Below are 13,070 nucleotides of genomic sequence, written 5' to 3'. Positions count from 1 at the left end.
CGGACGCGACAGCGACAGTGCTCGAGTCGGACGTTCAACCTTCGATCGGGCGGCCGTCTTCCGTCGGCGGGGCAATGTGGTCGATGTACTCTTCGAGGGTCGGCTCTTCGACGCGCACGCGGACGCTGATCTCGCCGAGCTCGTCCGGTTCACCCACCGAAAAGTTCACGCGATCCTCGAACGCGGCTTGCTTTTTGAGGGCAAACGAGAAGCGATCGCCCTCGCGATTGGCGAAGAACTCGCCGCGGGCGGTATCGAGGATCTCCTGTTTGTGCAACAGCTCCGAAAAGTGGTCCATCGCGTGGGCTTCGGCCCTGATCTCGCCGAACTCCTCCTCGATGTCGGCGTTCGGAAAGATGTTCGAGACGGCGTCGACGACGCGACTCGTGACCTCCGTATCGTAGACCGGTGCCGTGATTTCGACGTCCACGCGGTAGATGTCAGTCATGGCTGATTGACTTCCGTGTTCGATTCGGATTCAGGTGTCGGTTCCGATTCGTCCTCGTCGCCGGCCTGTCCGGCTTCGTCCCGGATGATCGTTCGCATTCGGTCGTGAAACGCCTCGAGCGAGTCGGTGTTCTCGACGACGACATCGGCGCGGTCCATCGCGTCGTCCATCCCGAAACTGCGCTCGCGTTCGTCGCGAGCCGCCAGCCCCTCGCCACCGTCGTCTGCGCCTGCGTCACGGCCGCGGGCGTCGATGCGCTCGGCACGCACCTCGAACGGCGCTTCGATACTGACGAGCGTAAACGCCTCGCCGAAGCGTTCCTCGAAGATATCGACCTCGGCATCGGAGCGAATGCCGTCGACGACGACCGCCTCGTAGTTCTCGAGGCGATCTTCGATCATCGGCAGTGAACGCTCGGCGATCGCCGTCGGTCCGTTTTCGTCGCGCAGTGCCTGGGCGACGCTGCCGTGGTCTTTCGTCGGATCGAGGCCACGGTCGGCCGTCTCCTGACGGACGACGTCGCCCATCGTCACCACCGGGATGCCGTGTTCGCGTGCGACGGTAGCTGCTTCGCTTTTCCCGCTGCCGGGAAGCCCCACTGTTCCGATGACGTGCATTGCTCGAGGGTACCGCCGAGACGTGCATAAACGCTGTGTTCGCCGTTTCGACACCCCTATCTCTGCATCCTGCTTTTTCCGACTATGGCACAACGGTCGCTGGTGGTGCGGGCGCTCTGGTTTCTGGCCATCGGCTGGTGAGCGACGCCGGTCGTGGTGAACCTCGCGTGGGCACTGAACGTCACCATCATCCTCGCTCCGCTCGGGATCAAGCTGATCAACCTCGTCCCGACGGTGTTGACGCTGGCCGAACCACGTTCGTTTACCGAGCCCGAATTGGCTCGCGGCCAGCACTCGCTCGTGACTCGAGCGCTGTATTTCGTCCTCGTCGGCTGGTGGCTCAGCTTTCTCTGGGCGAACCTGGCTGCCCTGCTCGCGGTGACGATCATCGGCCTCCCGATCGCCATCTGGATGATCAACCGACTGCCGTTCGTGACGTCGCTGTACCGCTTTCACGGCTGAGCGAATCCACACTGTTTATGCCAATTCACCGTGGACTCGTACTCGAGGGCACGTAGCTCAGTCCGGAAAGAGCGTCGGACTTCTAATCCGACGGTCGTGGGTTCAAATCCCATCGTGCCCGTTGCTGTCGCGAACAACTCGTGAGCGACAGCAGGATACTGAGATGGGTTTGAATTAGACGGCGGCGAGCGAAGCGAGCCGACGGCGTGGTTCAAATCCCATCGTGCCGTCTATTGGCACAATCAAGCAGGTTAAGGTGTTGTTCCGGACTCAACAACTCTCGAGTGACCCTCGTTTACGATTTTTAGGCTCGAGCGCGGCGCGTTCCGAGATCAGCCTCGAGTCGCTTCGCTGCTTCCAACCGCAACTGCTTCGCCTGCCGCTTCGACAGGTGCGAGTCGGGGAGCCGAGTCGCCAGCGGGTCGTACGCCGACGGCGTAAATCCGAGGTCCTCGAGGTAGCTCGTCACGGCCGAATCCTCGAGGCCGTCGTGGATCGCGGCGTCGGTCACTGATTCGACGGTGTCGAACGCGGGCAGGGTGACCGCGCCGGTGGCCGACTCAGCGCCGACGGTGGTGCCGCGGGCGTCGGCGTGGGTGACGATCGAGCGGACCGCTTCCGTGAGTTGGAGGATTTCGGTTGGGAGGGTGGCATCGGGCGAGCGCCACTCGACGGTCGGCATCGCTTTTCGAAGTCGAACCGGGGTCCAGACCGCGTCGTACGGCTCGAACGCGTCGTCGAACGTCTGCGGGTCGACTCCGTGTTCGATCGCGCGCTCGCGGAAGCCCTCGTAGGCGGCCTCGAGCCGCCGCTCCCACTCGTCGACGCTGTCGACGTAGGGCCAGAGCTGGCCCTGCTCGGGACAGTGCTCGTAGCACGAGCGGCGGTATAGGAACGGCCGGGCGCACTCGAGAATGCGTTCGCCGCGGTAGTGTGACGAACTGGTGACGAGTGCGAACGCAGGGTCGAGTGCGGTCAGCGTGTTCAACTGGTCGACGACGTTCGATCGCTCGAAGTGGATGTGCGTGCCGGCACAGACGCGGGCGTCGTCGAACGATCGACCGACGATCCGGCGCTGGACGTCGGTGCTCTCTTTCTCACGGTAGGGGATCTCGGCGGGGCTCGCGTGGAGAGGGGTCGCCAGCGGGACGAGCCGTTTACCTTGGTCACGGGCGGCGTCGACGGCGCTTCCGATGTGGTCGAGGAACTCCTCGCGGAGTTCGACCATCGACGAGCACGGCGTCGTTTTGATCTCGAGCATCGGCTCGACGAACTCGGGATCGAACTGTGCCGAGGCGTCGAGCAGCGGTCCGGGAGCGACCAGGTCACCGGCGTCGTCGATGACCCAGTACTCTACTTCGAGGCTGGTATTCATAGGGATCTCCGTTGATGGGTAGTGCGTGGCCCTCGAACGGTCGTCACTGGGCCCGGTCGTCGACGATGGTCCGTCGGACGTTGCCGTCCCGACGGACGTCCGGGGTTGGTCGTCGAGTCGATCGCTTCTGTACTCTGGAGAGGAAGCGATCACGTGAACCGGTTGAGCTTTCGCGTGCAAGGGCCATGTTATATGGTAGCAACCACCTTTTGATGGCCGAAAGCAGCACCGCACTCGTTCGAATCTGTGGATATGGCGTCAGAGGGGCGCTTTGCCGTGTGTGGTAGCCTCCGTAGACCAGTAACACTCGTGTTACGTGGTTGTTCTAACGTCTCTGCTGGGTTCATACCCCTGCAGTAACATTGTGTAACTACACATGTCCGACACCGATGATTCGACTGACGCCGATGGCTCGACGCAAATGCCTTCTGTAATCGTCGCCGGCGGCGGCCCAGCCGGCCTGAGCGCCGCCCTCTTTACCGCGAAAAACGGCCTCGAGACGACGGTCTTCGATACCGACGAAACGTGGATGCACAAGGCTCACCTGTTCAACTATCTCGGCATCGGCTCCGTCGGCGGCAGCGAGTTCATGGCCACGGCGCGCCAGCAGGTCGACGACTTCGGCGTCGACCGCCGGCAAGACGAACCCGTAACCGCCGTCAGCGAGTCCGGGGACGGCTTCATCGTCGAGACCGACGAAGGCGAGTACGAGGCCGATTACGTCGTCCTCGCGACGGGTGCCAATCGCGAGTTGGCCGACGACCTCGGCTGTGAGTTCACCGATACGGACGTCGTCGACGTCGACGTCGACATGGAGACGAGCGTCGACGGCGTCTACGCGACCGGCGCGATGGTCCGTCCCGAGGAGTGGCAGGCCGCCATCGCCGTCGGCGACGGTGCGGCCGCAGCGCTTAACATCCTCTCGAGCATCAAAGGCGAGTACTACCACGACTTCGACGTTCCCGCGGACGCCGAGCGCGTTTTCGGCGACCTCGTTGCGGAGTAACCACTTATGTCCAACGACACGCCGAATCCAGTCACGCCCGAACTGCCCGACAGCCCTGTCCACACGACCGGAACCGACCACATCACCATCTGGGGAAGCAACGAGGCCGAGACGATCGAGTTCTATCGTGACCTCCTCGGAATGCCGCTGGTCTTGCGCCAGCCCAACCTCGACGACCCCTCGCAGACGCATCTGTTCTTCGACACGGGCGACGGGCGCATCCTCACCTTCTTCGTGAGCGACGACCGCCCCTCCGCTCGCGGCCAGCGACCCGGCGTCGGCGCCGTCCACCACCTCTGTTTCAGCGTCGATCCCGACGAGTACGAAGACACCATGCAGGCGCTCGAGGACGCCGGCCACGGTTACAACGTCTTCGACCGTGGCATCTTCCACTCGATCTACACCCGCGACAACAACGGGCTGGTCATCGAACTCTCGACGGACAAGTACGAGATTCCCGACGACCGCCGCGGCGAGATCCTCGCGAAAGCCCAGGAACTCCGCGAGGACGACGGGGCCGACTACGCCAAAGACGAACACCTCCGCGGTGCCATCGAGGCGCTCGGCCTCGAGGTCGTCGAACACGACCTGCCCGAGGCGAGTGCTGGCGTCGGTGGTGTCGAATGAGCGCCGACGCCGGCGTCGACGGGCCCCACCAGAGCCAGCCCCTCGTCACCGGCGGCACGCCCCTCGAGGACGCCTCGGCTGCGATCGTGCTCACCCACGGCCGCGGGGCGACCGCACAGGGGATGCTCCAACTCGCGGACGAGTTCCACCACGGCGGCGTCGCCCTGCTCGCGCCGCAGGCTGCCGGAAAGACGTGGTACCCGAACTCGTTTCTCGCACCCGTCGAAGCGAACGAACCCGGCCGAACGTCGGGACTGCAGGCGATCGCGGATGCGATCGACGAGGCCGACAGTGCGGGGATTCCGGCCGACCGGCTCATGCTGGTCGGCTTCTCGCAGGGGGCGTGTCTCGCGAGCGAGTTCGTCGCTCGCAGCCCGCAACGCTACGGCGGACTCGCCGCCTTGAGCGGCGGCCTCATCGGCGAGGCCCTCGACGACGAGTATCCTGGCGACCTCGAGGAGACCCCCGTGTTCCTCGGCTGTAGCGATGTCGACCCGCACATCCCCGAAGAACGCGTTCACGAGACGGCCGACGCCTTCGAATCGATGCACGCCGACGTCACCAAACGGCTCTACGAAGGGATGGGCCACGGCGTCAACGAGGACGAACTCGAGTTCGTCTCGGGGATGGTTGCGGCCCTCCTCGAGGATTGATACGGACCCCTGTTCGTCAGTGTCGGTGTGCCCGCGATCGTCCTGCGAGGCCACCGGGAACTCGGGATAGCAGCCCGTCTAACTCACCGAGTCAGTTCGAGAGACAGTCACTGTAGATGACGCTCGTGCCGTCGTTGGGATGGAACTTATGCCACTCAACGGTATACATTCAGTAATGACTCCGAACAGCACGGACAGACGGACGTTCCTGTCGGGCGTGGCTGGAACACTCACAGCAGTCTCCGTCACCGGCTGTCTGGGTAATGAGGCCGAACCCGACGAGCCCGAACCCGTCGTCGACGCGGCAGAGTCGCTCGAGGGAGACACTGATCCCGAGACGTGGCGAGACGTCGACGAGATCGTCTTCGACGGCTACGTTGGCGGCTGGGTCGGTGTCGAACCGCCCGCGATCGACCGCGTCGAGAATCCGACGCTCGTGCTCGTGTCCGGCCGGGAGTACGAGATCACGTGGGAGAACATGGACGGCGTCCATCACAACATCGCCTTCTGGGACGAAGACAGCGAGGTCGTCGAGGAGTACTCGACCGACGGCAACGAGACTGTCGGGATGGTGGAAACGCTCGCGTTCGAGGCGACACCCGAGATGGAACACTACCTCTGTGAGTACCAGCAGGCACGCCAGATCGGATCGGTTCGCGTGATCGACGACTAGTTGTCGACCGTTGTAACTCGTTCGAGAGAGTGTGAGGCTGAAGCAGTAGCCGTTATCGCGGCGTGTGATACGCAAATACCGTTATCGGTGTTTGTGACGTAGTGCTGTGTGTAATGTCTCCAATGCTCACAGATGACGTTGCGGTCGTGACAGGTGGCTCAAGCGGGAACGGGCGTGCGATCGCTCGTCGGTTCGCCGAGGAAGGGGCCGACATCGTCGTCGCGGATATTCAGGAGTCGCCTCGAGAGGGTGGTGAGCCGACCCACGAACTGATCGAGGCGGAAACGGACGCGAACGCGACGTTCGTCGAGTGCGACGTCACGAACGTCGACGACCTCGAGTCGGCGGTCGAGGCCGCCGAGGAGTTCGGCGGCGTCACCGTAATGGTCAACAACGCGGGGATCTTCCACGGGGAGGAGTTCCTCGAGGTCGACGAAGACGACTTCGGTCGGATGATGGATATCAACGTCAAAGGCGTCTTCTTCGGCGCGCAAGCGGCGGCAAAGCGAATGGTCGAGGCCGACGGCGGCCGGATCATCAATCTCTCGTCGGTCGCCGGCCTCGAGGGATCGGGCGAGTTCGTCACCTACTGTGGGACGAAGGGTGCGGTGCGACTGCTCACGTACGCAATGGCGGCGAAGCTGGGGCCCGACGGCGTTCGGGTGAACGCGATCCACCCCGGCCTGATCGAAACGACAATGACAACCGACGACTTCCCGATCATGGGCACCGACGCCGAGGAGGACTTCTTGCAGGCGATCCCATCGCGACGCGCGGGCCAGCCCGAAGACGTCGCGGACGCGGCGTTGTATCTCGCGAGTGATCTCTCGGACTACGTGACCGGTGAATCGCTCGTCGTCGACGGTGGAATGACGAACTCGCAGTAATTACCGGACCACGGTCACGGGGACAGGAGACCGTCGGACGATGGTTTCGGCGACACTGCCGAGTAACACCCGCGAGACGCCGTCCCGCCCGTGACTGCCGATGATGATGTGCTCGACCTCGTCGTTCTCGTCCGCAAATTCGATGACTTCTCGAGCGGGTTGGCCAACGGCCGTTTCCGTGCGGAAGTCGACGTCATCAGTGCTGACGATGTCTGAGACTTCGTCGCCGAATCTCTCGGAGATCTTTTCCTCGCGCTCTCGGAACATGTCTTTCAGGAGTTCGATTCCCGCTCCCGTCGAGCCCTCCGCTGCTTCGACGACACGCAGCAGGATGATCTCCTCGTCGGGGTATGTTTCAAAGGCATGTTCCACTGCCTTGCGTGCGGGCGCTGAACCGTCGTACGCTACGAGGATTGCCATACGTCCGATACTGATTCTGGACTCATAAAGCCAGACGATGCCGACCCGTCGGGCGGTTTTCGGTCGTCGAGGGCCGGCTCGGGGACGTTGTGGATTTACTGCTCGAAGCCGTCCTCGAAGACGAACGTCCCGTCGCGCTGGACGACCTCGCCGTCTACCTCGATCAGCGAGTCGTCGCTCATATCGACGATCATGTCGACGTGGACGGCGCTTTCGTTCTGCTCGTTGCCCTCGCCGACGGTGTCGTCGTACGCGCGGCCGATGGCCATGTGGACGGTGTCGCCCATCTTCTCGTCGAACAGCATGTTGTAGGTGAACTGGTCGATATCGCGGTTCATCCCGATGCCGAGTTCGCCGAGTCGGCGCGCGCCGTCGTCCGTATTGAGAACCTCCGTCAGCAGGTCTTCGTTTTTCGCCGCGGAGTGGGAAACGACCTCGCCGCCCTCGAACTCGAGGTAGACGTCCGTAATCTCTCGACCCTGATGATAGAGCGGCATGTCGAACAGCACCTCGCCCTCGACGCTGTCGGGGACGGGCGCGGTGAAGACTTCGCCGCCGGGGAGGTTGTGCTCGCCGTAGTCGTTTCGCGTCGGATTGCCGTCGATTGACATCGTCACGTCGGTCGTGTCGCCGCTTTTGATCCGAATCTCGTCGGCGGGGTCCATGAGTTCGACCATGTTCGCCTGGTGGGCGCGCTGTTCGTCCCAGTCTTTGTTGACAGCGTCCCAGACGAACTCCTCGTAGCCTTCCGTCGACATCTCGGCGAGCTGGGCGTTCGCTGGTGCTGGGAACTGCGTGAGACACCAGCGCGTCGAGAGCCGTTCCTCGAGGATCGGCTGGTGGGCCTGCTGGTAGGCCGCGCTGGTCTCCGGATCGACGTCGCTGGTCTGGGTGACGTTGTCGCTCGCCCGGATCGCGATGTAAACGTCCGTCTCCTCGATGAGCGCGAGTTCGTGCGCGGGCGTTTCGTACTCGTCGTCGCCGGCGCGGAGGTACGCCCGCCGCTGGCGCGTGCCCGTCCGCTGGCTCGTCGTCAGCGGATTCGCGCCGATCTCGCCGAGTACCTCGTGGAGGGCAACGACGAGGTCTTCGGCGACCGGATGGGCGTCGATAATGACGTTATCCCCTTCCTGCAGGTCGACCGAGTGGTTCGCGATGATCTCGGCGTGTTCGCGGATACGTGGGTCCATGTGTCACACGTATCCCGAGCGCCGGGATACCGTTTTCGAATCGAACAGTTTGGGCGGTCGATCAGTCGGCGGTCAGTCACGATTCGCCAGAAAGATGCCGAGATAGATCGATGCGACCGCACAGCCAATGCCGAGCCCGAACGCGATCGTAAACAGCGATTCGAGGGCCACTGCGCCGTCGTCGATCAGCCAACCGCTGAAGCCGACGACGAGCAACGAGACGGCCGCGAGTCGGAGCGCCGAGACGAGACGTGTGCCCCGCGTGTATCCACGTGGCTCGGCTGACTCGCGCTGGCTCATCGGTCCGGCTGGATACTACGCGGTTGCCGATCGGTGTCGTCCATATGAACTCGTCGAACAGCACGACCGTAAGTGGTTCCCTGCCGTCGGCTGTTGATCGACGTATGATCGATCTCCGCTCGGATACGGTCACGACACCAGACGAATCGATGCGCGAGGCTGCTCGTACGGCCGACGTGGGCGACGATGTCTACGGCGAAGACCCGACGGTGAACGACCTCGAGGCACGGGCCGCGGAGGCGGTAGGGATGGATGCTGCCCTGTACGTGCCGTCGGGGACGATGGGAAATCAGATCGCGGCGCGCGTCCACACCGAACGAGGACAGGAACTGCTCGCGGATCGCAAGAGCCACGTCGTCAAGTACGAACTCGGTGGTCTCGCCCAGCACGCCGGCCTGCAGCTTCGGACGTTCGAGGCAACGCGCGGCGTTCCGTCGCCGGAACAGGTCGCCGCCGAGTACGTCGCGGCGGATCTCCATCGGCCCGGGACCGGACTGCTCTGGCTCGAGAACACGCACAACGCCCGCGGTGGGCTCGCGGTCGCCCCCGATCGGATCACCGGCGCAGCCGACGCCGCTCACGAGCGCGACGTGCCGGTCCACCTCGATGGGGCGCGGCTGTTCAACGCCGCGACGGCACTCGATGTCCCTGCGACCGACCTCACTGATCCCATCGACTCGGTGATGTTCTGTCTGTCGAAGGGACTCGGCGCGCCGGTTGGCTCGATGCTCGCCGGCAGCGAGCCGTTCATCGAACGTGCTCGACGCACGCGAAAACTGTTCGGCGGCGGGATGCGACAGGCCGGACTCATCGCGGCTCCCGGATTGTGCGCCCTCGAGAACGTCTCAGAACTTGAGGTGGATCACGAACACGCGCGCCTGCTCGCGGACAGATTGGCCGGTATCGACGGCATCGACGTCCAGCCACCGGAGACGAATATCGTCCTCGTCGACCTCACTGACACGGGACTCGAGTCCGAGACCGTCCTCGAGCGGCTTTCTGAACGTGACGTGGCTGTGTCCGCGCTCGATGCGACGACGATCCGGCTCTGTACACACCGGGATCTCTCGCGAACTGATCTCGAGGACGCACTCGACGCTCTCACCGCTGTGTTCGACGCGGCCTAACGGCCGTCAGCGCATCCCATCGCGGAACTCGAGGATCGTTCGGCGGATCAGCAGGTACGAGAAGAAGACCAGCGACAGGAGGATCACCACGACCGCGATGATGACGGGATCGTCGGGCAGGAAGCCGAGCATACAGAAACCGTACCGCACCGGTGTGCAAAACCGTTTCGACCACGTCGAGTTGTCGTCTGACTGTCTGGACCGATCGATCAGCCGACAACCACACTGACCAGTCATCGCCGATGACTGAAATCGATGTTTTACCTTCCGCCGTGTATATCCATCCAGCGGGTATAGCAACGCATACGTCTCGATCGCCGCCCTCCACTCCCGTGGTCGAGACGGATCGCCCGCTGGATCACCCCTCCACCACCCGCTGACGCGCCGTTTTTCGGCCCCTCACTCCGCCGTGTTCGTTCCTGCCGGTACCGTGTACTCGAACGACTCCACGAGTGTGCCGTCCGGTTGGCGAATCTCGCCTGCGAGCCGCGTCTTCCCGGCTGCGTGCTCGTCGGATCGCTCCTCGAGAACGGCGAACCCCGGTCGATTCCCGCGTGGGTCGGCGTGGCTGCCGGGGTTCAACAGGAGACAGTCCTCGGTCTCGACGACCGTCGGTCGGTGGGTGTGGCCCGAGACGACAACGTCGGCAGCGTTCGAGCGCCCGAACATGGCCAGTCCCATCTCGCCGCCGTCGCGACGGTGTGTCACCGCAACGCGGATTCCATCGGCCTCGACGACGGTCTCCGTCGGCAGCCGGTCCCGGATAGGTGCGCTGTCAGCGTTCCCGTGGACGGCGTAGAACCGCTCGCACTCGTCCCGAAAGGCCTCGAGGGCGGCCGGACTCGTGAAGTCGCCCGCGTGGATGACGACATCGGCCTCGCGAGCTGTGGCCAGCGCCTCACCCTCGAGTTCGTGTCCACGGCGGCTGTGCGTATCGGAGAAGATCGCGATCATGCCGTCGGCTACAGGTCGAGGGATGACCATTCTTTCGCCATCGCCGTCGGCGCTGTTGGTCACTGCGCCGCCCATCGACACGCCTCGTCATCGTGTCGGAGTCGCCCGAGACGAACCCTTTTATCGAATGAAGGACCAATCACGTACCGTGTCCGAGACTGCCGGGTACATGCGCTTTTTCCCGTACGACCAGCCGTACGAGAATCAGCGCGAGGCGATGGATCGCATCCACAACGCGTTGACGCGCGGGCAAGACATCCTCTTCGAGGGGGCCTGCGGGACCGGCAAGACGCTCTCGTCGCTCGTGCCGGCACTCGAGGTCGCCCGCGAGCAGGACAAGACGGTCGTCATTACGACGAACGTCCACCAGCAGATGCGCCAGTTCGTCGCCGAGGCTCGCGCGATCACCCGCGAGGAACGGATTCGGGCGATCGTGTTCAAAGGCAAGTCGTCGATGTGTCACATCGACGTCGGCTACGAGGAGTGTCAGGCCCTGCGGGACAACACCCGCGCGGTCGTCGACACCGAACGTGACAAACGCCAACTCGAGCGCCGCCAGCGCGAACTCCTCGCAGAGAGTCAAGACGGCGACAGCGGCGCGGCCGACGCCCGCAGCACCGTCATGGACGAACTCGAGTCACTCGAGGAGCGACTCGACGATCTCGAGGAGCAAAACGTCTGTGACTACTATCGGAACAACCTGACCGAAGACACGGACGACTTCTTCGGCTGGCTGTTCGAGGACGTCCGCACGCCCGACGAGATCTACGAGTTCGCCGACAGCCAGCAGTTGTGTGGCTACGAACTCTTAAAAGAGGGGATCGAGGGCGTCGATCTCGTTGTCTGTAACTACCATCACCTGCTCGATTCGACCATCCGAAAGCAGTTCTTCCGCTGGCTCGGTCGCGACCCCGAGGACGTCATCGTCGTCTTCGACGAGGCCCACAACGTCGAAGACGCCGCCCGCGAGCACGCCACCCGAACCTGCTCGGAGCGCACGTTCGACTCGGCGCTAGACGAACTCGCCGAATCTGACGACCCGCGCGCCGAAGACGCCGGCAACGTCCTCTCGGCGTTTCACCGCGCGCTGGTCGAGACTTACGAGGGCTCTTTCGGCTTCGGCGATCGTGAGGCGGTCGGCGAGAGCTGGACCGACGTCTCCATCGCTAACGACGATCGGCGCGACGACCTGACGCTCGAGTTCCTGCAGCGGTACTCCGGTCGGGGGATCGACGACGACTTAGACGCCGCGATGGAACTCGGGAAGGAACTCGACGAGCAGTACGAGGAAGCATATCGAGAGGGCGAAACGGCGACCCGAACGGAGTGTCAGATCCTCCAAGCCGCGGCGTTCGTCAGCGCGTGGCTCGACGAGGGAACGGCCGAGGGACTGTACCCGGTCGTCGCCGTCACCCGCGACGCCGGCACCGACGAGGTCTACGGCCGCGCGGAGCTGTACTCCTGTCTGCCGCGACAGGTGACCGGCCGGCTGTTCGACGAGGTCTCGAGCACCGTCCTGATGAGCGCAACCCTCCAGCCGTTCGACGTCACCGAGAACGTGTTAGGTCTCGAGGATCCGGTCACGATGGCCTACGGGTTGCAGTTCCCCGAAGACAGGCGGCGGACGTACGCCGTCGAGACACCGCCGCTGTTCGCCTCGGATCGGGACGACCCAGCCGTTCAGGAGACAGTCGCCGAGACGATCCACGACGCCGTGCGAATGACGCCCGGCAACACGCTGGCGTTCTTCCCCAACTACGGCGAAGCCGAGCGCTACGCCGACCGCCTCGAGCGCCGCTCGTCGAAGACGGTGTATCTGGACGAACCGGGTGAGTCGGTCGAGGAGTTGCGCCAGCGGTTCGTCGCGGACGACGGAGCAGTGTTGTGTACCTCACTGTGGGGCACCCTCGCGGAGGGCGTGAGCTTCGACGGCGACGACGCGACGACGGTGCTGGTGGTCGGCGTCCCCTATCCCCATCTCGACGATCGAGCCGAGGCGGTCCAAGAGGCCTACGACGCAGCGTTCGAGGGAACCGAAACTGGCTGGCGCTATGCCGTCGAGATTCCGACGGTTCGCAAGACGAGACAGGCGCTTGGCCGGGTTATCCGCTCACCGGAAGACGTCGGCGTTCGCGCCCTGCTCGACAGGCGCTACTCGCGGTCGGCCAAATCCGAGCTCGGAAGATACAGCGTCAACAGCACGTTCCCACACGAGGAACGCGAGGAACTGCTCGATATCGATCCCGAGAAGCTGAAGTTCGCGATGCTGAATTTCTACGGCGACTACGACGCCTACGACGGCGATCCGCCAGCCCCGTAGGTTGTTCCCGG

Annotated in this window: 15 protein-coding genes, 1 tRNA gene and 1 pseudogene; 9 read left to right on the top strand and 8 right to left on the bottom strand. The window is 63.8% G+C overall.

What is annotated here, in order from left to right; all coding sequences use genetic code 11:
* Positions 1 to 34: 34 nt before the first annotated feature.
* Together GCU68_RS05100 and GCU68_RS05095 are read right to left on the bottom strand one after the other, a co-directional pair.
* Positions 35 to 448, bottom strand: coding sequence for an RNA-binding domain-containing protein (locus GCU68_RS05100; protein WP_152939552.1), 414 nt, complete (start codon positions 446 to 448; stop codon positions 35 to 37).
* Positions 445 to 1,065, bottom strand: a complete 621-nt coding sequence (locus GCU68_RS05095; RefSeq protein WP_152939551.1) for an AAA family ATPase — start codon at positions 1,063 to 1,065, stop codon at positions 445 to 447. Before GCU68_RS05095 ends, GCU68_RS05100 begins: the two co-directional genes overlap by 4 nt.
* An 84-nt stretch (positions 1,066 to 1,149) precedes the next feature.
* On the opposite strand from GCU68_RS05095, the pseudogene GCU68_RS05090 reads away from it, so the two are divergent.
* Positions 1,150 to 1,527 (top strand): annotated as a pseudogene (locus tag GCU68_RS05090) (YccF domain-containing protein).
* A gap of 46 nt (positions 1,528 to 1,573) precedes the next feature.
* Positions 1,574 to 1,648: transfer RNA gene (locus GCU68_RS05085), tRNA-Arg, on the top strand.
* 183 nt (positions 1,649 to 1,831) lie between these two features.
* On the opposite strand, the gene GCU68_RS05080 is transcribed toward GCU68_RS05085, so the two are convergent.
* Positions 1,832 to 2,902 (bottom strand): glutamate-cysteine ligase family protein, encoded by a 1,071-nt coding sequence (locus GCU68_RS05080; protein WP_152939549.1) that lies wholly within the window; start codon positions 2,900 to 2,902, stop codon positions 1,832 to 1,834.
* Between the two features lie 376 nt (positions 2,903 to 3,278).
* On the opposite strand from GCU68_RS05080, the gene GCU68_RS05075 reads away from it, so the two are divergent.
* The 5 genes from GCU68_RS05075 to GCU68_RS05055 all read left to right on the top strand — a co-directional run bounded on the left by GCU68_RS05075 (position 3,279) and on the right by GCU68_RS05055 (position 6,748).
* Positions 3,279 to 3,908 (top strand): NAD(P)/FAD-dependent oxidoreductase, encoded by a 630-nt coding sequence (locus GCU68_RS05075; RefSeq protein WP_152939547.1) that lies wholly within the window; start codon positions 3,279 to 3,281, stop codon positions 3,906 to 3,908.
* A 6-nt stretch (positions 3,909 to 3,914) separates the two neighbouring features.
* The gene (locus tag GCU68_RS05070) at positions 3,915 to 4,535 is read left to right on the top strand and encodes a VOC family protein (RefSeq protein ID WP_152939545.1); all 621 of its coding nucleotides are present in this window, start codon (positions 3,915 to 3,917) and stop codon (positions 4,533 to 4,535) included.
* Positions 4,532 to 5,188 (top strand): alpha/beta hydrolase, encoded by a 657-nt coding sequence (locus GCU68_RS05065; RefSeq protein WP_152939543.1) that lies wholly within the window; start codon positions 4,532 to 4,534, stop codon positions 5,186 to 5,188. Before GCU68_RS05070 ends, GCU68_RS05065 begins: the two co-directional genes overlap by 4 nt.
* Positions 5,189 to 5,363: 175 nt before the next feature.
* Positions 5,364 to 5,861, top strand: a complete 498-nt coding sequence (locus tag GCU68_RS05060; RefSeq protein ID WP_152939541.1) for a hypothetical protein — start codon at positions 5,364 to 5,366, stop codon at positions 5,859 to 5,861.
* A gap of 113 nt (positions 5,862 to 5,974) precedes the next feature.
* Positions 5,975 to 6,748: an SDR family oxidoreductase gene (locus GCU68_RS05055; RefSeq protein WP_193565070.1), complete on the top strand. Its 774-nt coding sequence runs from the start codon at positions 5,975 to 5,977 to the stop codon at positions 6,746 to 6,748.
* On the opposite strand, the gene GCU68_RS05050 is transcribed toward GCU68_RS05055, so the two are convergent.
* From GCU68_RS05050 to GCU68_RS05040, 3 genes are all read right to left on the bottom strand, one after another.
* Positions 6,749 to 7,168 (bottom strand): universal stress protein, encoded by a 420-nt coding sequence (locus GCU68_RS05050; RefSeq protein WP_152939539.1) that lies wholly within the window; start codon positions 7,166 to 7,168, stop codon positions 6,749 to 6,751.
* A 95-nt stretch (positions 7,169 to 7,263) separates the two neighbouring features.
* Entirely contained in the window at positions 7,264 to 8,358 is a 1,095-nt protein-coding gene (locus GCU68_RS05045) for an aminopeptidase (RefSeq protein ID WP_152939537.1), read from the bottom strand.
* Between the two features lie 72 nt (positions 8,359 to 8,430).
* On the bottom strand, positions 8,431 to 8,658 hold the full coding sequence (locus GCU68_RS05040) for a hypothetical protein (RefSeq protein ID WP_152939535.1): 228 nt from the start codon (positions 8,656 to 8,658) through the stop codon (positions 8,431 to 8,433).
* 104 nt (positions 8,659 to 8,762) lie between these two features.
* Between GCU68_RS05040 and GCU68_RS05035 the strand changes: the two genes are divergently transcribed.
* Positions 8,763 to 9,785: a threonine aldolase family protein gene (locus tag GCU68_RS05035; protein WP_152939533.1), complete on the top strand. Its 1,023-nt coding sequence runs from the start codon at positions 8,763 to 8,765 to the stop codon at positions 9,783 to 9,785.
* Positions 9,786 to 9,791: 6 nt separating this feature from the next.
* Here the strand turns inward: GCU68_RS05035 and GCU68_RS21925 are convergent, their stop codons facing one another.
* Positions 9,792 to 9,917 carry a DUF7859 family protein gene (locus GCU68_RS21925; protein WP_006065214.1) on the bottom strand — a complete coding sequence of 42 codons (126 nt, stop codon included), beginning with the start codon at positions 9,915 to 9,917 and terminating at the stop codon, positions 9,792 to 9,794.
* A 267-nt stretch (positions 9,918 to 10,184) separates the two neighbouring features.
* Positions 10,185 to 10,739 (bottom strand): metallophosphoesterase, encoded by a 555-nt coding sequence (locus GCU68_RS05030; RefSeq protein ID WP_152943593.1) that lies wholly within the window; start codon positions 10,737 to 10,739, stop codon positions 10,185 to 10,187.
* A 148-nt stretch (positions 10,740 to 10,887) separates the two neighbouring features.
* On the opposite strand from GCU68_RS05030, the gene GCU68_RS05025 reads away from it, so the two are divergent.
* On the top strand, positions 10,888 to 13,059 hold the full coding sequence (locus tag GCU68_RS05025; RefSeq protein WP_168927070.1) for an ATP-dependent DNA helicase: 2,172 nt from the start codon (positions 10,888 to 10,890) through the stop codon (positions 13,057 to 13,059).
* Positions 13,060 to 13,070: the final 11 nt, after the last annotated feature.

The sequence above is a fragment of the Natronorubrum aibiense genome (assembly GCF_009392895.1).
GTDB lineage: Archaea > Halobacteriota > Halobacteria > Halobacteriales > Natrialbaceae > Natronorubrum > Natronorubrum aibiense.
Note: the sequence above shows the minus strand (reverse complement) of the source record. Positions and strands in the feature narration are given on the sequence as shown.